This is a genomic window from Stappia sp., from assembly GCF_048268045.1.
Lineage (GTDB): Bacteria > Pseudomonadota > Alphaproteobacteria > Rhizobiales > Stappiaceae > Stappia.
The window spans coordinates 192,756-212,984 of record NZ_JBLWWG010000003.1; the positions used below are offsets into that span (position 1 = coordinate 192,756).

Below are 20,229 nucleotides of genomic sequence, written 5' to 3' on the forward strand. Positions count from 1 at the left end.
AGCGAAACGCTAGACGAGGACAGCCAATAAGATGGGCGCCTATATCCTGCGGCGGCTCCTGCTGATCGTGCCGACGTTGATCGGAATCATGGCGATCAACTTCCTCATCATCCAGTTCGCGCCGGGTGGACCTGTGGAGCGCGTCATCGCCCAGCTACAGGGCACGGACGTGTCCGCCACCTCCCGCATCTCGGGCGGCGGCGGCGACTTCTCCGGCGGCGGCGCGCAGGCGGGTGGCGACACTTCGGTCACGTCCAAGTACCGCGGCGCGCAGGGGCTCGATCCGGAGTTCGTCAAGGATCTGGAGAAGCAGTTCGGCTTCGACAAGCCGCCGCTCGAGCGGTTTCTCGGCATGCTTTGGAACTACGCCCGCTTCGACTTCGGCGAGAGCTATTTCCGCGACATCGGCGTGCTCGACCTCATCCTCGAGAAGATGCCGGTCTCGATCTCGCTCGGGCTCTGGATGACGCTGATCTCCTATACGATCTCCATTCCGCTCGGCATCCGCAAGGCGGTGAAGGACGGCAGCCGCTTCGATGTCTGGACATCGGCGGTGATCGTCGTCGGCTACGCCATCCCGGGGTTCCTTTTCGCCGTTCTGCTGATCGTGCTCTTCGCTGGCGGCTCGTTTCTGGACTGGTTCCCCTTGCGCGGCCTGACGTCCGACAATTGGGAGCAATTGTCCTGGCCGGCGCGGATCCTCGACTATTTCTGGCACCTTGCGCTGCCGCTCACGGCCATGGTGCTGTCCGCTTTCGCCACAGTGACGCTGCTTACCAAGAACTCGTTCCTTGACGAGATTCGCAAACAATACGTCCAGACGGCGCGGGCGAAGGGCCTGAGCGAGCGCCAGGTGCTCTATGGCCACGTCTTCCGCAATGCCATGCTGATCGTTATCGCCGGTTTCCCCGGCGCCTTCATCTCCTCCTTCTTCGCCGGGTCGCTGCTGATCGAGACGATCTTCTCGCTCGACGGGCTCGGCCTGCTTGGTTTCGAGGCGGTGATCAACCGCGATTATGCGGTGGTCTTCGCCACGCTCTACATCTTCTCGCTCATGGGACTGCTGGTGAACCTTATCTCCGACCTGACCTACACCTGGATCGATCCGCGCATCGATTTCGAGAGCAGGGAGGTCTGAGCCGATGGACCGGAACATGTCCGACACGGCGCCGCAGCCCATTGGCGCCGAGCCCGACGCGGCGGCGGCTTCGGTGCGCTTGCCGAAGCGCGGCTGGCTTTCGCCGATCAACCGCCGGCGGCTGTCGAACTTCAAGGCGAACCGGCGCGGCTTCTGGTCGCTCTGGGTGTTCCTGCTGCTCTTTGTCCTGTCACTCCTTGCGGAGTTTCTGGTCAACGACCGGCCGATCCTCGTCTCCTACAACGGCGAGATTCTGGCCCCGGTCTTCGTCGACTATCCGGAGGAGAAGTTCGGCGGCTTCCTTGCCGTCACCGACTACCGCGATCCCTTTATCCAGGACGAGATCAACGCCAACGGCTGGATGCTGTGGCCGCCGGTGCGCTACTCGTACCGGACGGTCAACAACGAGATCCCGGTGCCCGCGCCCGCTCCTCCGTCGTGGATGCTCGACAAGGCCGAGCGCTGCAGCCGCTATCCCATGGGCGCCGACGATCCCAATTGCGTCATGGGCAACTGGAACTGGCTGGGCACCGATGACCAGGGACGTGATGTGGTCGCCCGGCTGGTTTACGGCTTCCGCATCTCTGTGCTCTTCGGCCTGGCGCTGACCATAGCTTCCTCGTTCATCGGCGTTGCCGCCGGCGCGGTGCAGGGCTTCTATGGAGGCTGGGTGGACCTGCTGTTCCAGCGGTTCATCGAGATCTGGACGGCGATCCCGACGCTCTACCTGATCCTCATCGTGTCCTCGGTGCTGATCCCGGGCTTCTGGACGCTCTTCACCATCCTGCTCGCCTTCTCCTGGGTGGCGCTTGTCGGTGTGGTACGCGCCGAATTCCTGCGTGCCCGCAACTTCGAATACGTCACGGCGGCGCGCGCCCTCGGTGTTGGCAATGGCACCATCATGTGGCGCCACCTGCTGCCCAATGCGATGGTGGCGACGCTTACCTTCCTGCCCTTCATCCTCAACGGCTCGATCTCGACGCTCACCGCGCTCGATTTCCTCGGCTTCGGCCTGCCGCCCGGATCTGCATCGCTCGGCGAGATGCTGGCGCAGGGCAAGAACAACCTTCAGGCTCCCTGGCTCGGCATCACCGGTTTCATCGTGATCTCGACCATGCTCAGCCTTCTGATCTTCATCGGCGAGGCCGTGCGCGACGCCTTCGACCCGCGCAAGAGCTTCTCGTGAGGCCCGACATGACGACCGAAAACACCACTGCGACCAAGGCGACCGCGGGCGGAAAGCCGCTGCTGTGCGTACGCGACCTCTCCGTGGCTTTCACGCAGAACGGCGCGACCGTGACCGCTGTCGACCATATCTCCTTCGATATCGAGAAGGGCGAGACCTTGGCGATCGTCGGCGAGAGCGGTTCGGGCAAGTCCGTCTCGGCGCTGTCGACCGTGCGTCTTCTGCCCTATCCGGCCGCGTCGCATCCGTCGGGCGAAATCCTCTTCAAGGGCCGCGACGTGCTCAAGGCCGGAGAGACGGACCTCAGGAAGATCCGCGGCAACGAAATCTCGATGATCTTCCAGGAGCCGATGACTTCGCTCAATCCGCTGCACACGGTGGAAAAGCAGATTGCCGAGGTGCTCAAGGTCCACCGCGGCATGGGCGAGACCAAGGCGCGCGCCCGGGTTCTGGACCTGCTCCACCAGGTCGGTATCCGCGATCCGGAAACCCGTCTCGCCAGCTACCCGCACCAGCTTTCCGGCGGTCAGCGCCAGCGTGTCATGATCGCCATGGCGCTCGCGAACGAACCGGACCTGCTGATCGCCGACGAGCCGACGACGGCGCTGGACGTGACCGTACAGGCGCAGATCCTGGAGCTTTTGAAGGAAATTCAGCGCGACGTCGGCATGGCCATGATGTTCATCACCCACGACCTTGGCATCGTGCGCAAGATCGCCGACAGGGTCTGCGTGATGACAAAGGGCAAGATCGTGGAAAGCGGTCCGGTCGAGCGCATCTTCACCGCGCCCGAGCATCCCTATACGCAGCATCTCCTGGCGGCCGAGCCGAAGGGCCAGCCGCCGGTCACCGACGAGACGCGCCCGGTCGTTGTCGAGGCGAAGGACGTGAAGGTCTGGTTTCCGATCAGGCGCGGGTTGCTCCGGCGCACCGTCGACCACGTCAAGGCCGTCGACGGCATCGATGTGACCGTGCGCGAGGGCCAGACGCTCGGCATCGTCGGGGAATCCGGATCGGGCAAGACGACGCTTGGTCTGGCGCTGTTGCGCATGATTTCCTCCACCGGCCAGATCCGCTTCGGCGCGCAGGACATCAACACCTTGTCATGGAAGGACATGCGTCCACTGCGCCGTGACATGCAGATTGTCTTCCAGGATCCGTTCGGCGCGCTTTCGCCGCGCATGTCGGTTGCCGATATCGTCGGCGAGGGGCTTGCCGTTCACTACGCCGATCTGTCCGCGGAACAGCGCGACGCCCGCGTCGCGGCGGCGCTTGTGGAAGTCGGTCTCGACGCGGACACCCGCTTCCGCTATCCGCACGAGTTCTCCGGCGGCCAGCGCCAGCGCATCTCCATCGCCCGCGCCATGGTGCTGCAGCCGAAGTTCGTCATGCTCGACGAGCCGACCTCGGCGCTCGACATGAGTGTGCAGGCACAGGTGGTCGATCTCCTGCGCGACCTGCAGAAGCGCCACGGCCTGGCTTATCTCTTCATCTCGCACGATCTGAAGGTGGTGCGCGCCCTCGCCAACGAGGTGATCGTCATGCGCGCCGGCAAGGTGGTCGAGGCCGGTCCTTCGGCCGACATCTTCGATGCGCCGAAGACGGACTACACCAAGGCACTGATGGCGGCCGCCTTCCGCCTTGAGGCGGCGGATACGGGCATTGTGAGCGAGTGAGGTCGTAAGGCACGCCCTCACTCGCTGCGGATCTCTCGTGTCGGAGAAAACAGGTCAGGGCATCACTGGATGTCGATGACCTTGCACTTGCCGCCGCCGTGCTTTTTCGCTTCGGAGGTGCAGTATCTCAGGGCTTCCTTCTGGGACACCTGCTTGGAAAGGTGGCCCCAGGCCGCCCCGCACCGCATGCCGTCCGCGCTCAGGGCAAATGCCTTCGGCCTCCGTGCGCCCTTGTACTGGCCGTCGAAGAAGTTCTGGCACTGTTGCCTCTTGATGCTGGCAGGCGCGGCCTGCGCGGCGTCGAAAGAGGCGAGAGCCAGAAGGCTGCAAATCAGGATCCCAATAATTTTCACAATGAATACCCCCCTGAATGGACGTGAAGCACCCACATCGTACCCAAACACGATTGCGGCACAAGCACCGACGGTGTGAACCGTTCACTCCAGCCAGCAGGTTGCCGACTTCCCGGCCTTCTCCTGTTCCAGCCCGAGCGTGCGGCGGGTCTTGAAGCCGATGAGCCCATCCGCGCCACCGACATCATGGCCTTTCCTCTCCAGTTCGAGCTGGAGATCGCGCACCGCGCCGCGTGAGCGCGTCTTTACCGCGCGCCAGCCCTGCACGAAGCTCGCATTGTTGCCATAGCGGTCGGCGAGATGGCCGACGAACAGGGCGTAGACGTCGGATTCGTTGTAGGCCTTGAGCACGTAGAAATTGTCTGTGGCGATGAAGGTCGGGCCGTAGCGCCCGGCCGGCATCAGGAGGAAACCCGGCTGAGACAGCTCGGGCGCGGGGAAGGGCCTGTCCTTCACGCGGGTGACACCCTCCGCCACCCAGGCAGAGATCGGCTGGCCCCGGTCGGGGCCCTCGCGAGAGCAGGAGACGGTGGGCGGCACGACCGCTTCATAGCCCCAGTCGCGCGCCCTCACCCAGCCGTGCCAGGCGAGATAATTCGCGATGGAGGCGAGCGTATCGGGCACCGAGCGCCAGATGTCTCGCTTGCCGTCGCCGTCAAAGTCGACGGCAAGACGCAGGAAGCTGGAGGGCAGGAATTGCGGCTGGCCGAGCGCGCCGCCCCAGGAACTCTTCATCTCGGCGCGAGAAATATGGCCTTCGGCGAGGATCCGCAGGGCAGCGACGGTCTCTTCGGCGAAAAGGTCGCGCCGCTCGCCCATATAGGCGCGCGTGGCGAGCGTGCGCAGCGCGTCCTTGGGGATCCTGGCCGCGCCGTAGCCCGACTCGCGCGCCCAGATCGCGAGCACGATGCGTCCCGGCACGCCGTATTGCGCCTCGATGCGCCGGAGCGTCGCCGCATGCTGGGAGGCCAGCGCCCGCCCCCGGGCTACCAGCGCGTTGAACTGGCTGTCACGGAAATACCCGCCGGGCGCACGGAATTCGGACTGGTAGTTGACTGCCGCCGGCCGCTCGGGCTTGTCGGGGTCGCCAAGGCCCGGGAGCGAGGTGTCGGGGGAAAGTCCGGCAAGCTCGCGCTGGATGACCCCGGCCGGCACGCCGGCCTTGCGCGCCGCCGGCACGATCTTTCGAGAGAGGAACGCGTTGAAGCCGGCGTCCGGGCCCGACTGTGCCTGCGCCGTGGCAGCGGCAAGGCCGAATGCGAGGATCGCGGCAAGGGCGAGCGGGGCAAGGGGGCGCATGGCGTCTCCGGTCTGCGGCACGCGGGCGCGCGCCTTGGCTCGGCCAGTCTAGCCGCGCCGCCGGCGCCGATGAAGGGGGGGAGCGGGCAAACCTGCCGTCAGAAGGTCGTACGCGCCTTCAGGGCCTGGGTGAGAGTGCCCTCGTCGAGATAGTCCAGTTCGCCGCCGACGGGCACGCCATGGGCAAGACGGGTGACCTTGACGTCGAGCCCGCGCAGCCGGTCGGTGATGTAATGCGCGGTGGTCTGACCCTCGACCGTGGCATTCACCGCGAGAACCACCTCACTGACGCCGCCATGGGCAACGCGTTCGATCAGCTTGTCGATGGTAAGATCGTCGGGGCCGACGCCGTCGAGCGGCGACAGCGTGCCGCCCAGCACATGATAGCGACAGTCGAGCGCGCTGGCGCGCTCGAGCGCCCACAGGTCCGCAACGTCCTCGACGACGACGATGGTCGTGCCGTCGCGGCGCGGGTCCGAGCAGATCGTGCAAGGGTCGATGGTGTCGACCGTGCCGCAGGTCGAGCACACGGTGACCCTGTCGGCGGCAACGCCCATCGCCTGGGCCAGCGGCACGAGCAGCTGGTCCTTCTTCTTGATCAGGTGCAGGGCGGCGCGACGCGCCGAGCGGGGACCGAGCCCGGGCAACCTGGCAAGCAACTGGATCAGCTTCTCGACTTCCGGACCGGCGACCGCGCGATTGACCATCTCGGCTGGCTCAGAACGGCAGCTTGAAGCCGGCCGGCAGACCGAGGCCACCCATCAGTTCCTGGGTCTTTTCCTGCATCATCTGGTCGGCCTTGGCCTTGGCGTCCTGATGGGCGGCGAGGATCAGGTCCTCGAGGATCTCGACCTCGTCTTCCTTGGCGAGCGAGGGATCGATTCTCACCGCCTTGAGTTCGCCCTTGCCGTTGAGCGTCACGGTGACCATGCCGGCGCCGGCCTGTCCGTCGACGGTGAGGGCGGCGACCTCTTCCTGCAGTGAGCCCATGCGCTCCTGCATCTGCTTCGCCTGCTTCATCATCTTCATAATGTCCATCGGACGTCTCCTTCGCCGGCCTCCTGGGTGCCGGTTCCTGTTTTCCTGCGGCCAGCGCGCTTGGCCGGTCGATCACATGTCGGGGTCGATGTCGTCCTCGCCGGCGTCCGTGTCAAGGCCGGGACCGAGCGGTTCTTCTTCCATCGCGGTCACGCGCACGTCGACAACCTTGGCGCCGGGAAAGGCGGACAGAAGCGCGGCAACCGCCGGTTCGGCCTTGGCGTCGGAAACCAGCTGGTGACGGTTCGCCTCGCGTTCCTCGTACAGTGTCGGCCGGCCCTGCGTGCGCGACACGCTGACGATCCAGCGCATGCCCGTCCATTCGGAAAGCTTGCGGCCGAGGCGGCCGGCGAGATCGGGATCGGAATCGCCGGCTGGCTGGAACTCGATGCGCCCGGGTTCGAAGCGCACGAGCCGCATGCGTCGCTCGATATCCACCTTGAGCCGGATATCGCGCCGTTCCGCGGCAAGCGCCGCGCAATCCGCCAGAGAGGCGAGCTGCACGGCCGGCGGTGCCTGGGGCACCGCTCGGAGCTCCGGCTGCGGTTGCGGCTGCGCCATCTCCTGAGTGCGCGCGGCCATTGCGCCGCCGGCCTCGCGTCCGCCCACAACCTGGAAGCGGGGCGCGGCGGAAGGCTCGAAGCCCTGCGGCGGCCGGTCGGCGGTCGCGCCGGTCGTCGGCGCTTCCTGCAATGAGGCGGACGGTGATGCGGGGAAGGCGGCCGGGGACGGCGCGGAGCGGCCCTGCGCCGTCACGCCGCCGCCATGGTCGGCGGCGGCTGTGGTCGGGGCCCGAACCCCGGCAGGGGCGTTGCTTTGCGCGCCGTGCGGGGCGGCACCTTCCGGCAGGCTTGCCGCGAGTGCCTGCGTCTGGCCGCCGCGCAGCAGCTTCAGGGCATCTTCCGGGTCGGGAAGGTCCGCCGCATAGGCGATCCTGACAAGCACCATGTCGGCGGCGAGCTGCGGCTTGGGCGCGGCCTGCACCTCGGCGATGCCCTTCAGCAGCATCTGCCATGTGCGCGACAGGAGGCGCAGCGACAGCCGGCTGGCGAGATCTCGCCCGCGCATGCGCTCGCTTTCCGTCACGGACGCCTCGTCGCCGGCAGAAGGCACGATCTTGAGGCGGGTCACGAGATGGGTGAATTCGGCCAGGTCGGAGAGCACCACGACCGGGTCTGCGCCGACGTCGTATTGCGCGCGGAACTCGGCCATGGCCGCGGCCGCGTCGCCCTTCATCAGGTGTTCGAAGAGGTCGATCACCCGCGCCCGGTCGGCAAGGCCGAGCATCGAGCGCACCGCCTCCGCGTCGATGGCGCCGCCCGAACTGCCGGCGCCATGCGCGATCGTCTGGTCGAGCAACGACAGCGAATCACGGGCCGAGCCTTCGCCGGCGCGGGCGACCAGGGCCAGCGCCTCGTCGGCGATGTCGATGCCTTCGGCGTCCGAAATGCGCCGCAGCAGGCCGACAAGCTTGTCCGCATCGATGCGGCGCAGGTCGAAACGCTGGCAGCGCGACAGCACCGTCACCGGCACCTTGCGGATTTCGGTGGTGGCGAAGATGAACTTCACATGCTCCGGCGGCTCCTCGAGCGTCTTCAGAAGTCCGTTGAACGCGGACTTCGAGAGCATGTGCACCTCATCGATGATGTAGACCTTGTAGCGCGCCGACGCAGGCCGGTAGCGCGCCGCGTCGGTGATCTCGCGGATGTCGTCGATGCCGGTGTGCGAGGCGGCGTCCATCTCGATCACGTCGACATGACGCCCGTCCATGATCGCGGCGCAGTGCAGGCCGGGCTTGTCCAGGCGGACCGTTGGCCGGTCGGCCTCTCCTGGGATCTCGTAATTGAGCCCCCGCGCCAGGATGCGTGCCGTCGTCGTCTTGCCGACACCGCGCACGCCGGTCAGCATCCAGGCCTGGGCGATGCGCCCGGTCTCGAAGGCGTTGCGCAGGGTCTGTACCATCGGCTCCTGGCCGACGAGATCGTCGAAGGTCTGCGGCCGGTACTTGCGCGCAAGCACCTGATAGCCGGGATCCCTTGCGGAGCCGGTGGCGGGGGCGGCCGGAGCCGCGTCGGATGTGGTGAGACCGTCGTCCATGGGCGCAAGACTAGCGGCCCGGGCCGCCGATGTTGAGGGGCATTCGCGCGCTGAGGCGAGATTTCCCCGCAAGCGGGGGACAGCCTGCCCGCAACGACACGTTCCCCCGGGCGATGCCAAGGGGATTCGCGAAAATGGGAGTTTCGCGAGAGCGCCGATGAGAAGGGAAAGGGTGGGAGGCTGGCACGGTGACCCGTGCCGCGACTCGTTGGGGCTGCTTCCTTCCGGACCTGACCCGGTTGGCGAGTGGCTCGTCCACCACCAACCTCCCGCGCCCTATATCGGGATTCTCGCGCGCCGATGCAAGGAAAAATCCGCGCCTTCGCTCAAACCGTCCCAGCTGTCCCCGCTGCGCGGGCCCGCAACTCCTTGCGGATGATCTTGCCTGTCGTCGTCATCGGCAGGGTTTCGACGAAGGCGATCTCGCGGGGATACTCATGCGCCGCGAGCCGTGTCTTGACGTGCTCCTGCAAGGCCCTGGCAAGATCGTCGGAGGGTTCGACACCCTCGGCGAGAACCACATAGGCCATGACGATCTCGGTGCGCTGCGGGTCGGGCTTGCCGATGACGCCGGCCATGGCGACCGCGGGGTGTCCGATCAGGCAATCTTCGATCTCGCCGGGGCCGATCCGGTATCCGGCTGACGTGATGACGTCGTCATCGCGCCCGATGAAGCGTAGCCAGCCGTCCGCCTCGCGCACGGCCATGTCGCCGGTCAGCAGGTGGTCGCCGGCGAATTTCGCCTGTGTCGCTGGTTCGTTGTTCCAGTAGCGCAGGAACATCACGGGGTCGCCCTTGCGCACGCCGACGATGCCGGGCGTGCCGTCGGGGACAGGAGTTCCGGAGACGTCGACGATCGCCAGATCGTGGCCTGGGGCCGCCCGCCCCATGATGCCGGGCCTTGCCTGCATCAGCGCGGAGCAGGAGGAGACGATCATGTTGCACTCGGTCTGACCGTAGAACTCGTTGATCGTGACGCCAAAGACCGCCTGCCCCCAGTCGAGCAGTTCCGTTCCCAGCGTCTCGCCACCGCTTGCGATGGTCCGCATGTCGAAGGAGAGCCCATCCGGCGGGGCGCCGTGGGCGCGCATCATCTTCAACGCCGTCGGCGGCAGGAAGGCGTTGCGGATCTTTTCCTCGGCGATCAGCCGGAACGCGCCCTCCGCGGTGAATTTCGCGAACCGGCGCGCCACCACCGTCACCCCGTGGTGAAGGGCCGGCATCAGCACGTCGAGCAAGCCGCCGATCCAGGCCCAGTCGGCCGGCGTCCAGATTCGGTCGCCGGGCTTCGGGAAGAGGTCGTGGCTCATCTCGACGCCGGGCAGATGGCCGAGAAGAACGCGGTGGGCGTGAAGCGCGCCCTTGGGCTGGCCGGTCGTGCCGGACGTGTAGATCAGGATCGCCGGGTCGTCGGCGGCGGTGTCGGCGACGGTGAAATCCGTGCTTTCTCCACCAAGCCTTGCGTGCAGATCGTGGACATCCGCAGCCGGGCCGTCGATCGAGTAGACATGGGCGAGGTCGGGAAGCTCGCCCCTGAGCGCCGCCAGTTTGGCCGCGCCGCCGGCATTGGTCACGACGGCGCGCGCGCCGCTGTCTGCAAGACGAAAGGCAAGCGCCTCCGCGCCGAAGAGCATGAAGAGCGGGATGGCGATGGCCCCGAGCTTCAGCGCCGCGATATGGGCGGCGGCGGTTTCCTTCGCCTGCGGCAGCAGCACGCCGACCCGGTCGCCGGGGCGAACGCCGTCACGTGCGAAGAGGTTGGCGATGCGGTTGGAGAGCGCCTTCAACTCGGCGAAGCTCACCTCCTCGCGGGTGCCGTCCTCCGCGATGCAGACGAGGGCGATGCGTGCCGGGTCGCGTTCCGCCCACTTGTCGCAGATGTCGTGGCCGATGTTGTAGCGCTCGGGCACCTGCCAGCGAAATGCCGCGCACAGCTCGTCATAGCTTTCCGCCGATGGCAGCATCGTGCGTCCTCCCTTGATGTCTCCCGCTTTCCGATTGCAACGGCTCCCCTGCAACGTCAACGCTAAAAGCGCCGAACGCGGTTTGGTGGCGGGGCTGGTGCGACGCGCTGTCGCGGCTATAGTGCGGTCGATCGGCCGATGCCCGGGCCGCGAAACAGGGAGCGATACAGTGGCGAAAACCGGTTTCGATCTCGATCCCCGGCTTGAGGAGGACAGCCTTTCCGTCTGCGACCTGCCGCTGTGCGCGGTCAGGCTGATGCGCGACGCGCGGTTCCCCTGGCTGCTGATGATGCCGCGCCGCGACGGGCTTACGGAAATTGTCGACCTCGATGCCGCCGAGCGCGCCGTCCTCATGGAGGAGATCGCCCTCGTCAGCGAGGCACTCAAGGCGGCGACCGGCTGCGACAAGCTGAATGTCGCCAACCTCGGCAACATGGTCTCCCAGCTGCATGTGCATGTCATTGCCCGCAAGGTGGGCGATGCGGCATGGCCCGGCCCGGTCTGGGGCAACGGCCGGGCGGAGCCCTATTCGCGCGGCAATGCCGAGGCGCTTGCCCGTCTGATTGCGGGCGGTATCGAGACCGTGATCGCCGGCCGGGGCGGCGCGTGACCCGCTCCTGTCCGTCCGCCCCGCTTTCTTGCTTCTTTTGCCCGCGCCCGGCTCCGCGGAGCGTTCCAACGAAAACACGGATCACTGCATGAGCGACCATCCCCTTTTCGAGGCCCATCCCGGCTTCGCCTTCACCGGAAACCCTCTCGAGCGCGAATCGGAGCATCGGGGCGACGCGGTCTGGCTCGCGGCGCACCGTGACAGCGCGGCGGCCCGTTTCGTGATCTTCGCCGAAGGGCGTGTGCTGACCGTCAAGGCCGGCAGCGCGGAAACCGAGTTCCTTCTGGAGCGCGCCACCGCCGATGCGCTGGGCGCGGACGCGGGCGAGATGGTGCTTCTTGGTTTTCGCAACCATGATCGGGCACCCATCTTTGCCGCGCCGCTCGCCCGGAACGTCGAAGATCTCGAGGCAGCGCATCCCGAATTCGTGGCGATAGACCTGCGCACGCTGGCGCGCGAGGGGCGTGTCGCGCCGGGACACCTCGGTCTGCTTGCCCAGGCCAGCAGCCTGCTGCACTGGCACGCGACGCACCGCTTCTGCGCCCGCTGCGGGACAAGGAGCGAGATGACCCAGGGCGGCTATCGCCGCGACTGTCCCTCCTGCGAGGCCCTGCATTTTCCACGCACGGACCCGGTGGCGATCATGCTCGTCACTGATGGCGAGGACTGCCTGATGGGGCGCTCGCCCCGGCTGCCGGAAGGCGTCTACTCGACGCTTGCCGGTTTCATCGAGCCGGGGGAGACCGCCGAGGAGGCGGTGCGCCGCGAGGTCTTCGAGGAGGCAGGTATCCATGTTGGCGAAGTCACCTATATGGCCAGCCAACCCTGGCCGTTTCCGGCCTCGTTGATGATCGGCTGTCACGGCCGGGCCAGGAGCCGGGAGATCGTCATGGACGCGACCGAGCTCGACGACTGCCGGTGGTTCACGCGCGAAGAGGTGCGCCTCATGCTCGCCGACCGGCATCCCGACGGGGTGAAGGTGCCGCCGGCGCTGTCCATCGCCCACTGGCTGATCCGGACCTGGGCGGAAGAGGGGGCCTGAGGCGCCCGCCAGGCCGGGGCGGAGGGGTCCGGCATCGGCGCTTGCGCCGCGCCGCGCCGGTGCCTACCTGAGAGGGAAGAAACGCCGAACCGGACCACGGAGCCCATGATCGCATCCGCGCTGCGCGCACTCACCCAGATCTTCGAACCGCCGCTCAGGGCAATTTTCTGGAAGACGCTCGGCTACACGCTGCTGCTGCTCTTTCTTGTCTGGCTCGGCCTCAACGGCGCGGTTTCCGGCTTCGTCGTCTTGCCCTATCCCTGGCTCGAGACCGCGCTCACGCTGCTGACGGGCATCGGCGCGGTCTTCCTGCTCGGGTTTCTCGTGGCGCCGGTCACGGCGATCATCGCCGGCCTTCTTCAGGACGACATCGCCGAGGTGGTCGAGCGGTCGGACTATCCCGCCGATCCGCCCGGCAGGGCGATGCCGCTCGGCCAGTCCATTCCCCAGGCCATCAAGTTCACAGGCATCGTCATCCTGGGAAACCTGCTGGCGCTGCTGCTCCTGCTGGTGCCGGGCATCAATCTCGTCGCCTTCTTCGTGGTCAATGGCTACCTGCTGGGACGCGAGTTCTTCGAGTTCGCGGCGATGCGGTTTCGTCCACCCGAGGAAGCGCGCGCGTTCCGCAAGGCGCATGGAACAACGGTGTTTCTTGCTGGCTTGCTGATCGCTGGTTTCCTTGCCGTGCCCATTCTCAATCTGCTGACGCCGATCTTCGCGACGGTGATGATGGTGCACCTGCACAAGCGGCTTACCATTACGTCAGGTCTGCGCGTCCGCAACTGATCGACACGCGTCTCCGGTACCTTTCATTCAGCATCGGCCTATAGGATACTTTGACGTGCCGGCGCGATGGCGCTAGAAGGCAGCAGGACAAGGTCCTGATATGCCTGACGTTTACGTAAGCGTTATGGCGAGGGAGACAGGAGACGCGCCATGTCGGATGTCGGGATGAAAAACAGCCGGCCGCTTTCGCCGCACCTACAGATTTACAAGCCAATTCTCACCATGATCATGTCGATCCTGCACCGCATCACCGGATGCGCGCTCTATTTCGGCACGATCCTTGTTGCGTGGTGGCTCGTCGCCGCCGCTGCCGGACCGGACTATTTCGCGTTCGTCAACGCCGTCTACGGGTCGATTCTGGGCCGCCTGGTGCTGTTCGGCTTCACCTGGGCACTGGTTCATCACATGCTCGGCGGTCTTCGCCATTTCGTCTGGGACATGGGGCACGGTTTCGGACGGGAGGCGCGCGAGTGGTTCGCGCGGGCAACGATCATCGGTTCGGTGAGCGTGACGATCCTGCTTTGGATCGTCGGCTACGCTGTGCGTTGAGGGAGCACGATCATGACTGACATGCGCACGCCGCTCGGCAGTGTTCGCGGCCTCGGGTCCGCCCGCGACGGCACCACCCATTTCTGGCGTCAGCGGGTCACCGCTGTGGCCAACGTCTTCCTGATGATCTTCTTCATCATCCTCGTCGTATCCCTGCAGGGCAGCGACCAGGCGGACGTTGTCGCCGCGCTGGGCAATCCGTTCGTCGCCATCGTGCTGCTGCTGACGATCGTCAACTGCGTCTATCACATGAAGCTCGGCATGCAGGTGGTCATCGAGGACTACGTGCATGGAGAGGGCCTCAAGTTCCTGACGCTGATGGCAAACACCTTCTTCTCGGCTTTCATCGGCTTCGCGTCGGTCTTCGCCGTCCTCAAGATCAGCTTCGGAGGCTGAACCGATGGCAGGAAAAGCCTATTCGTTTGTCGACCACAAATATGACGTGGTCGTAGTCGGCGCCGGTGGCGCGGGTCTGCGCGCCGCGCTCGGCATGGCCGAGCAGGGGCTGCGCACGGCCTGCGTGACCAAGGTGTTCCCGACGCGCTCGCACACTGTGGCAGCGCAGGGCGGCATTGCCGCCAGCCTGCAGAACATGACGCCGGACAGCTGGCAGTGGCACATGTACGACACGGTGAAGGGCTCCGACTGGCTCGGCGACACCGACGCCATGGAGTATCTCGCCCGCGAGGCGCCGAAGGCGGTCTACGAGCTGGAGCACTATGGCGTGCCCTTCTCGCGCACCGAGGACGGGCGCATCTACCAGCGTCCCTTCGGCGGCCACATGCAGAACTACGGCGAAGGCCCCCCGGTGCAGCGCACCTGTGCGGCCGCCGACCGCACCGGTCACGCCATCCTGCACACGCTTTACGGCCAGTCGCTGCGTCACAACGCGGAATTCTTCATCGAGTATTTCGCGCTGGACCTGATCATGTCCGATGACGGGGTCTGCCAGGGCGTCATCGCCTGGAACCTCGACGACGGCACCATCCACCGCTTCTCCGCCAAGATGGTGGTGCTGGCGACGGGCGGTTACGGACGCGCCTATTTCTCCGCGACCTCGGCCCATACCTGCACCGGCGACGGCGGCGGCATGGTGGCGCGCGCGGGCCTTCCTCTGCAGGACATGGAATTTGTCCAGTTCCACCCGACCGGCATCTACGGCGCCGGCTGCCTCATCACCGAGGGCGCGCGTGGCGAGGGCGGTTATCTGGTCAACTCCGAGGGCGAGCGCTTCATGGAGCGTTATGCGCCGTCGGCCAAGGACCTTGCCTCGCGCGACGTCGTCTCGCGCTGCATGACCATGGAGATCCGCGAGGGTCGGGGCGTCGGCAAGGACAAGGACCACATCTTCCTGCATCTGGATCACCTCGATCCTGACATCCTGGGAGAGCGTCTGCCGGGCATCTCGGAATCGGCGAAGATCTTCGCCGGCGTCGATGTGACCAAGGAGCCGATCCCGGTCCTGCCGACCGTGCACTACAACATGGGCGGCATCCCGACCAACTACTGGGGCGAGGTCGTTGCGCCGACCAAGGACGATCCGCACCGCATCCAGCCGGGTCTGATGGCCGTTGGCGAGGCAGGCTGCGCCTCGGTCCACGGCGCCAACCGCCTGGGGTCCAACTCGCTGATCGATCTCGTCGTGTTCGGACGTGCGGCGGCGATCAGGGCGGGCGAGGTCATCGACCGCAAGGCGGAGATTCCGACGCCGAACGAGGCCTCTTGCGACAAGATCATGGCCCGCTTCGACCGCCTGCGCCATGCCGACGGCGGCACGCCGACGGCGGCTCTTCGCGAGAAGATGCAGCGCGCGATGCAGGAGGACGCGGCCGTTTTCCGTACCCAGGAAAGCCTGGAGCAAGGCTGCAAGCGCCTGACGGACATCTGGGGCGAGCTTCCCGATCTCAAGGTGACCGACCGGTCGATGGTGTGGAACTCCGACCTGGTCGAGACGCTGGAGCTGGAGAACCTGATGGCCAACGCCATCACCACGGTCTTCGGCGCCGAGGCGCGCAAGGAAAGCCGTGGCGCTCATGCCCGCGAGGACTACAAGGACGGGCCGCTCGGTGGCCGCGACGACGAGAACTGGCGCAAGCACACGCTTGCCTGGGTCGACGATGCCGGCAAGGTGACGCTCGACTACCGTCCCGTGGTGACCGAACCGCTGACCACCTTCGAGGAAGGCGGCATCGACCCGAAGAAGATCGCGCCCAAGGCGCGCGTCTACTGATCGGACGGCGATGATGCAGGTGCGATCCCGTCCACAAGGCAGGCCTTCCGCCACTGCGGCGAAGATGTCCCGCCTCGTGCCGGCCGCGGAAGTCTCCGCGGCCGTGGGGATCGTGCGTGCATTAGCGACGGTCGCGCTCATGCCGGGGAGGGGGGAATGACATCCGTGGCGCTCCCCGACCTGACCTCTCCCTTCGGCACCTACCGTGCGAACGCGGTGTCGCGCTTCTTCTGGAGGCTTGCCGACCGGCACGAGCTTGCCGTCGCGCTGCGGCGCAGGCTCCGGGCGCTCGTCGCCCGCCGGTTCGCCGGGCCTTATGACGCGGAAGCCGAAGGGCTGCGGTTTCGCCTCTATCCGGGGTCGAACTACGATGATCGCAAGATCCTGGCGAAGGGGCGCCTTCCGGAGCGGGCCGAGCACCGTCTGGTCGCGCCCTATCTGTGGGATGGTGCCATCTTCGTCGATGTCGGAGCCAATGTCGGCAGCCATGCGCTCGTCGCCGCCAGTCGCGGCGCGCGGGTCATCGCCATCGAGGCCAATCCGGCGACGGCCGACCGGCTCGCCTTCAACGCCGCCGCGAACGGCCTCGACAACGTCGAGATCGTGCGTGTCGCCGTCGGAGCCGAGGCGGGGCGGCTCGAGCTCTGGTCCGAACCGACCAACTGCGGCTTCGCCACCCTCCTGCCGGAGCTGACCACCGGCGAATGGGCGGGAGACTGGCTGCCGCGCGACGTCGAAGTGCGCCCTCTGGCGGACATTCTGTCGGCGCGCGAGATCGGCCGGGTCGACCTTCTGAAGGTCGACGTGGAAGGCTTCGAGGACCGCGCGCTCATTCCCTATCTCGCGACGACCGGGCCCGAGCTTCGGCCGTCGGCGATCATGATCGAAACCAATTGCCGGGATCATTGGCAAACGGACTGCTTTGCCGTCCTTGCCGATCTCGGTTACCGCGCCGTCGGCGCGACCAGTGACAACACGGTCTTCGAGCGCAGTGCTTGACGACCCCGAGGGAGCCGGCGGCAAGCGGGCCGGTTCCAGAAAGCGGAGCGACGAGAGATGGTACAGCTGACGCTTCCCAAGAATTCCAAGGTGGGAAAGGGCAAGGTCTGGGACAAGCCGGCCGGAGCGACCAACCTCAGGGAATACCGGATCTACCGCTGGAGCCCTGACGACGGCCGCAACCCGCGGATCGACACCTATTTCGTCGACATGGACGATTGCGGGCCGATGGTTCTCGACGGGCTGATCTACATCAAGAACAAGATCGACCCGACACTGACCTTCCGCCGTTCGTGCCGTGAGGGCATCTGCGGTTCCTGCGCCATGAACATCGACGGCACCAACACGCTCGCCTGCACCAAGGGCGAGGATGAGGTCGCCGGCGATGTGGTCAAGATCTACCCGCTGCCGCACATGCCGGTGGTGAAGGATCTCGTGCCGGACCTGACGCGCTTCTACGCCCAGCATCGCTCGATCGAGCCGTGGCTGCAGACGACGACGCCGGCCCCCGAGAAGGAGTGGCTGCAGAGCCACGAGGACCGCGTCAAGCTCGATGGTCTCTACGAGTGCATTCTGTGCGCCTGTTGTTCGACCTCCTGTCCGAGCTACTGGTGGAACGGCGACCGTTATCTCGGCCCGGCCGTGCTTCTGCAGGCCTATCGCTGGCTGATCGATTCGCGCGACGAGGCCACTGGCGAGCGTCTCGACAACCTCGAGGATCCGTTCCGCCTCTACCGCTGCCACACCATCATGAACTGTTCGCAGGCGTGCCCGAAGGGCCTCAATCCGGCCAAGGCCATCGCCGAGATCAAGAAGATGATGGTCGAGCGCCGCGTCTGAACGACGCCTTGCGTGGACGACGGTTTTCGGAAAAGGCGGGCATTTGCCCGCCTTTCTCCGTTTTCGGGTGGCATTCGCTAGATGCGCGGGCGCACGCTTCTGACCAAGGCAGGCAGGCAGGCGGGCGGGGAGCCCGCGCGAGGCAGGAAAGGCACGGCGGGGAGAGGCGATGAACGATACGCGGGCGGCGGGAAACGGCGAGGGCGCTGGCGGCTTTGTTGCGCCGGAGGGCTTCCGGCTGCTGCCTGGCCATTTCGACAGGAGCGCCCAGCAGGCGCTTCTCGACGAGATCCGCGCCGTCGTGGTTGAGGCGCCGCTCTTCACGCCGGTGATGCCGGGAACGGCCCGGCCCTTCTCCGTGCGCATGACCAATTGCGGGCCACTTGGCTGGGTTTCGGATGTCTCGGGCTACCGCTATCAGCCGGCGCATCCCGTCACCGGCAGACCATGGCCGGCACTGCCGGACACGCTGCTGGCGCTCTGGCGCGCGCTTGCCCCGGGCGCCAGGGACCCGCAGGCCTGTCTCGTCAACTTCTACGGTCCCGAAGCGCGCATGGGCCTGCATCAGGACAGGGACGAGGCGGACTTCTCCGCTCCCGTCATCTCGATTTCGCTCGGCGCCACGGCAATGTTCCGCCTCGGCGGGACGACGCGCAAGGCGCGCACCCGATCGCTGCGGCTGGCGTCCGGCGATGTCGTGGTTCTGGGTGGCGCGGCGCGGCTCGCCTATCACGGCATAGACCGCATCCTGGCCGGCAGTTCGACGCTCCTGCGCGACGACGGCCGTCTCAACCTGACCTTGCGCCGGGTGACCGACTGAGGCGTCACATCCCAGGTGCGGGCGGTCTCAGGTGAAGATGGCGATGGCGAGAAGGGCGGCGATCACCCACAGCGCCAGCCTTCCGGAGCGGGTATGGCGGGCTTCCGCCCGGCCGATGGCCTCGGCGGTTTCCCGGTCGAAGCGCAGGCCGTGTTCCGCCATGCGCTCGATCTCACCCGAAAGCCGTTGCGCCCGTTCGGCCATCAGCGGCAGGTCGGCGGCAAGCCGGCCGAGCGCGCCAAGGCCGCCTGCCGCATCCTGCAGCCGCGCGGCCGGTCCGAGGTTGCGCTCGATCCATTGGCGAACGACCGGCTCGGCGGTGCGCCACATGTCGAGATGCGGGTTAAGCGTGCGCGCCACGCCCTCGACCACCACCATGGTCTTCTGCAGCATGATGAGCTGTGTCTGGGTGCGCATGTTGAAGAGCTCGGTGACCTCGAGAAGCTGGGTCAGCAGCCGGGCCATTGAGATTTCGGAAGCGTCGTGTCCGTGGATCGGCTCGCCGATGGCGCGGATCGCCTGCGCGAAGACCTCGACATCCTGATCCGCCGGCACGTAGCCGGCCTCGAAGTGCACCTCCGCCACCCGTCGATAGTCGCGGGTGATGAAGCCGAAGAGAATTTCCGCGAGGAAGCGGCGCTCCGCCCGTCCGAGACGGCCGGTGATGCCGAAGTCGACCGCGACGAGCGTGCCGTCCGGCTCGAGAAACAGGTTGCCCTGGTGCATGTCTGCGTGGAAGAAGCCGTCGCGCACCGCATGGCGCAGGAACGACTGGATCACGGTTGCGCCGATCGCCGGCAGGTCGTGCCCGTCGGCCTCGATGCCGGCAACGTCGGAGAGCTTGCGCCCGGAGATCCACTCCATCGTCAGGACGCATTTGGCCGTGCGCGGCCAGTTGACCTCAGGCACGCGGAAGCCGGGATCGTCGGCGGTGTTCTCGCCCATTTCCGACAGAGCGGCCGCTTCCAGGCGGAAGTCCATTTCCAGCTCGACGGAGCGGGCGAGCGTGTCGACCACCGCCACCGGCCGCAGCCGGCGGGAGGGCGGGTGAAAGCGCTCGATCAGCCGTGCGATCAGATAGTAGCTCTTGAGGTCGCGCCGGAACCGCTCCGCGACGCCCGGGCGTAGCACCTTCACCGCGACCTTGCGCAGTGTGCCGTCGGGATCACGCAGCGTTGCCGGATGGACCTGGGCGATGGAGGCGGCGGCGACAGGCTCGCCGAAGCTCTCGTAGATCTCCTCCACCGGCCGTCCGAGCTGGTCTTCCACCACCTTGCGCGCCTGTTCCATCGGGAACGAGGGTATCTGGTCCTGCAGGGCGGTGAGGTCGATGGCCATTTCACGGCCGACGACATCCGGGCGGGTCGCCATGAACTGGCCGAGCTTGACGTAGGAGGGGCCGAGCCGCGACAGCGCGTCGGAAAGGCGCTTGTCGGCAGCCTTGGTCTTGGCGGCGCGCCGCTCGAACAGTCTGACGAGGCGAACGCCAAGCCTCTGCGCCGGCGGAAGGTCGGGCAGGTCGACGATGCCGAACACGCCCTCGCGCGCCATGACGAAGCCGGCGCGCGCGAGCCGGAAGAGTGAAACGACGGCCATCAGGTC

Annotated in this window: 19 protein-coding genes and 1 other RNA gene; 12 read left to right on the forward strand and 8 right to left on the reverse strand. The window is 66.6% G+C overall.

All coding sequences use genetic code 11. The annotated features are described in order from the left end of the window. Positions 1-31 precede the first annotated feature (31 nt). Genes ACN0WF_RS05990 through ACN0WF_RS06000 form a run of 3 tightly spaced genes read left to right on the forward strand, consistent with a single transcriptional unit; the run spans position 32 to position 4,000 of the window. Complete coding sequence (locus ACN0WF_RS05990; protein WP_417771891.1) at positions 32-1,138, forward strand: microcin C ABC transporter permease YejB; 1,107 nt, start codon at positions 32-34, stop codon at positions 1,136-1,138. Positions 1,139-1,154: 16 nt separating this feature from the next. Further along, positions 1,155-2,324 carry an ABC transporter permease gene (locus ACN0WF_RS05995; RefSeq protein WP_417771892.1) on the forward strand — a complete coding sequence of 390 codons (1,170 nt, stop codon included), beginning with the start codon at positions 1,155-1,157 and terminating at the stop codon, positions 2,322-2,324. 8 nt (positions 2,325-2,332) lie between these two features. After that, a complete protein-coding gene (locus tag ACN0WF_RS06000; protein ID WP_417771893.1) occupies positions 2,333-4,000 on the forward strand; it encodes an ABC transporter ATP-binding protein in 1,668 nt (555 codons plus the stop codon). A 62-nt stretch (positions 4,001-4,062) separates the two neighbouring features. On the opposite strand, the gene ACN0WF_RS06005 is transcribed toward ACN0WF_RS06000, so the two are convergent. From ACN0WF_RS06005 to ACN0WF_RS06035, 7 genes are all read right to left on the reverse strand, one after another. Then, positions 4,063-4,389, reverse strand: coding sequence for a hypothetical protein (locus ACN0WF_RS06005; protein WP_417771894.1), 327 nt, complete (start codon positions 4,387-4,389; stop codon positions 4,063-4,065). Between the two features lie 48 nt (positions 4,390-4,437). Next, positions 4,438-5,652, reverse strand: a complete 1,215-nt coding sequence (locus tag ACN0WF_RS06010; RefSeq protein ID WP_417771895.1) for a lytic murein transglycosylase — start codon at positions 5,650-5,652, stop codon at positions 4,438-4,440. A gap of 98 nt (positions 5,653-5,750) precedes the next feature. Then, on the reverse strand, positions 5,751-6,359 hold the full coding sequence (gene recR, locus ACN0WF_RS06015; protein WP_417771896.1) for a recombination mediator RecR: 609 nt from the start codon (positions 6,357-6,359) through the stop codon (positions 5,751-5,753). Between the two features lie 10 nt (positions 6,360-6,369). Next, on the reverse strand, positions 6,370-6,690 hold the full coding sequence (locus ACN0WF_RS06020; RefSeq protein WP_417771897.1) for a YbaB/EbfC family nucleoid-associated protein: 321 nt from the start codon (positions 6,688-6,690) through the stop codon (positions 6,370-6,372). Between the two features lie 72 nt (positions 6,691-6,762). After that, positions 6,763-8,787, reverse strand: coding sequence for a DNA polymerase III subunit gamma/tau (locus tag ACN0WF_RS06025; protein WP_417771898.1), 2,025 nt, complete (start codon positions 8,785-8,787; stop codon positions 6,763-6,765). 172 nt (positions 8,788-8,959) lie between these two features. After that, positions 8,960-9,057: signal recognition particle sRNA small type (gene ffs / locus ACN0WF_RS06030), an RNA gene on the reverse strand. Between the two features lie 56 nt (positions 9,058-9,113). Beyond that, positions 9,114-10,751 (reverse strand): acyl-CoA synthetase, encoded by a 1,638-nt coding sequence (locus ACN0WF_RS06035; RefSeq protein ID WP_417771899.1) that lies wholly within the window; start codon positions 10,749-10,751, stop codon positions 9,114-9,116. A gap of 169 nt (positions 10,752-10,920) precedes the next feature. Between ACN0WF_RS06035 and ACN0WF_RS06040 the strand changes: the two genes are divergently transcribed. The 9 genes from ACN0WF_RS06040 to ACN0WF_RS06080 all read left to right on the forward strand — a co-directional run bounded on the left by ACN0WF_RS06040 (position 10,921) and on the right by ACN0WF_RS06080 (position 18,627). Beyond that, positions 10,921-11,361 (forward strand): HIT domain-containing protein, encoded by a 441-nt coding sequence (locus tag ACN0WF_RS06040; protein ID WP_417771900.1) that lies wholly within the window; start codon positions 10,921-10,923, stop codon positions 11,359-11,361. Between the two features lie 88 nt (positions 11,362-11,449). Continuing rightward, a complete protein-coding gene (nudC, locus tag ACN0WF_RS06045) occupies positions 11,450-12,403 on the forward strand; it encodes an NAD(+) diphosphatase (protein WP_417771901.1) in 954 nt (317 codons plus the stop codon). Between the two features lie 105 nt (positions 12,404-12,508). Beyond that, positions 12,509-13,189, forward strand: a complete 681-nt coding sequence (locus ACN0WF_RS06050; RefSeq protein WP_417771902.1) for a sulfate transporter family protein — start codon at positions 12,509-12,511, stop codon at positions 13,187-13,189. A gap of 150 nt (positions 13,190-13,339) precedes the next feature. Beyond that, positions 13,340-13,738 (forward strand): succinate dehydrogenase, cytochrome b556 subunit, encoded by a 399-nt coding sequence (gene sdhC / locus ACN0WF_RS06055; protein ID WP_417771903.1) that lies wholly within the window; start codon positions 13,340-13,342, stop codon positions 13,736-13,738. A 12-nt stretch (positions 13,739-13,750) separates the two neighbouring features. After that, positions 13,751-14,134 carry a succinate dehydrogenase, hydrophobic membrane anchor protein gene (sdhD, locus tag ACN0WF_RS06060; RefSeq protein ID WP_417771904.1) on the forward strand — a complete coding sequence of 128 codons (384 nt, stop codon included), beginning with the start codon at positions 13,751-13,753 and terminating at the stop codon, positions 14,132-14,134. 4 nt (positions 14,135-14,138) lie between these two features. Then, positions 14,139-15,968, forward strand: coding sequence for a succinate dehydrogenase flavoprotein subunit (sdhA, locus tag ACN0WF_RS06065; RefSeq protein WP_417771905.1), 1,830 nt, complete (start codon positions 14,139-14,141; stop codon positions 15,966-15,968). 156 nt (positions 15,969-16,124) lie between these two features. Next, positions 16,125-16,967 (forward strand): FkbM family methyltransferase, encoded by an 843-nt coding sequence (locus ACN0WF_RS06070; RefSeq protein ID WP_417771906.1) that lies wholly within the window; start codon positions 16,125-16,127, stop codon positions 16,965-16,967. Between the two features lie 57 nt (positions 16,968-17,024). Next, positions 17,025-17,807, forward strand: coding sequence for a succinate dehydrogenase iron-sulfur subunit (locus tag ACN0WF_RS06075; RefSeq protein WP_417771907.1), 783 nt, complete (start codon positions 17,025-17,027; stop codon positions 17,805-17,807). Between the two features lie 169 nt (positions 17,808-17,976). Further along, positions 17,977-18,627 carry an alpha-ketoglutarate-dependent dioxygenase AlkB family protein gene (locus ACN0WF_RS06080; protein WP_417771908.1) on the forward strand — a complete coding sequence of 217 codons (651 nt, stop codon included), beginning with the start codon at positions 17,977-17,979 and terminating at the stop codon, positions 18,625-18,627. Between the two features lie 27 nt (positions 18,628-18,654). On the opposite strand, the gene ubiB is transcribed toward ACN0WF_RS06080, so the two are convergent. Then, the gene (gene ubiB / locus ACN0WF_RS06085; RefSeq protein WP_417771909.1) at positions 18,655-20,223 is read right to left on the reverse strand and encodes a 2-polyprenylphenol 6-hydroxylase; all 1,569 of its coding nucleotides are present in this window, start codon (positions 20,221-20,223) and stop codon (positions 18,655-18,657) included. Positions 20,224-20,229 lie beyond the last annotated feature (6 nt).

What these genes read in the sequence shown, in the direction of transcription:
- ACN0WF_RS05990 (WP_417771891.1), top strand. Translation starts at nt 32, where the DNA reads ATGGGCGCCTATATCCTGCGGCGGCTCCTGCTGATCGTGCCGACGTTG.
- ACN0WF_RS05995 (WP_417771892.1), top strand. Translation starts at nt 1,155, where the DNA reads ATGTCCGACACGGCGCCGCAGCCCATTGGCGCCGAGCCCGACGCGGCG.
- ACN0WF_RS06000 (WP_417771893.1), top strand. Translation starts at nt 2,333, where the DNA reads ATGACGACCGAAAACACCACTGCGACCAAGGCGACCGCGGGCGGAAAG.
- ACN0WF_RS06010 (WP_417771895.1), bottom strand. Translation starts at nt 5,652, where the DNA reads ATGCGCCCCCTTGCCCCGCTCGCCCTTGCCGCGATCCTCGCATTCGGC.
- recR (WP_417771896.1), bottom strand. Translation starts at nt 6,359, where the DNA reads ATGGTCAATCGCGCGGTCGCCGGTCCGGAAGTCGAGAAGCTGATCCAG.
- ACN0WF_RS06020 (WP_417771897.1), bottom strand. Translation starts at nt 6,690, where the DNA reads ATGGACATTATGAAGATGATGAAGCAGGCGAAGCAGATGCAGGAGCGC.
- ACN0WF_RS06025 (WP_417771898.1), bottom strand. Translation starts at nt 8,787, where the DNA reads ATGGACGACGGTCTCACCACATCCGACGCGGCTCCGGCCGCCCCCGCC.
- ACN0WF_RS06035 (WP_417771899.1), bottom strand. Translation starts at nt 10,751, where the DNA reads ATGCTGCCATCGGCGGAAAGCTATGACGAGCTGTGCGCGGCATTTCGC.
- nudC (WP_417771901.1), top strand. Translation starts at nt 11,450, where the DNA reads ATGAGCGACCATCCCCTTTTCGAGGCCCATCCCGGCTTCGCCTTCACC.
- ACN0WF_RS06050 (WP_417771902.1), top strand. Translation starts at nt 12,509, where the DNA reads ATGATCGCATCCGCGCTGCGCGCACTCACCCAGATCTTCGAACCGCCG.
- sdhC (WP_417771903.1), top strand. Translation starts at nt 13,340, where the DNA reads ATGTCGGATGTCGGGATGAAAAACAGCCGGCCGCTTTCGCCGCACCTA.
- sdhD (WP_417771904.1), top strand. Translation starts at nt 13,751, where the DNA reads ATGACTGACATGCGCACGCCGCTCGGCAGTGTTCGCGGCCTCGGGTCC.
- sdhA (WP_417771905.1), top strand. Translation starts at nt 14,139, where the DNA reads ATGGCAGGAAAAGCCTATTCGTTTGTCGACCACAAATATGACGTGGTC.
- ACN0WF_RS06070 (WP_417771906.1), top strand. Translation starts at nt 16,125, where the DNA reads ATGACATCCGTGGCGCTCCCCGACCTGACCTCTCCCTTCGGCACCTAC.
- ACN0WF_RS06075 (WP_417771907.1), top strand. Translation starts at nt 17,025, where the DNA reads ATGGTACAGCTGACGCTTCCCAAGAATTCCAAGGTGGGAAAGGGCAAG.
- ACN0WF_RS06080 (WP_417771908.1), top strand. Translation starts at nt 17,977, where the DNA reads ATGAACGATACGCGGGCGGCGGGAAACGGCGAGGGCGCTGGCGGCTTT.
- ubiB (WP_417771909.1), bottom strand. Translation starts at nt 20,223, where the DNA reads ATGGCCGTCGTTTCACTCTTCCGGCTCGCGCGCGCCGGCTTCGTCATG.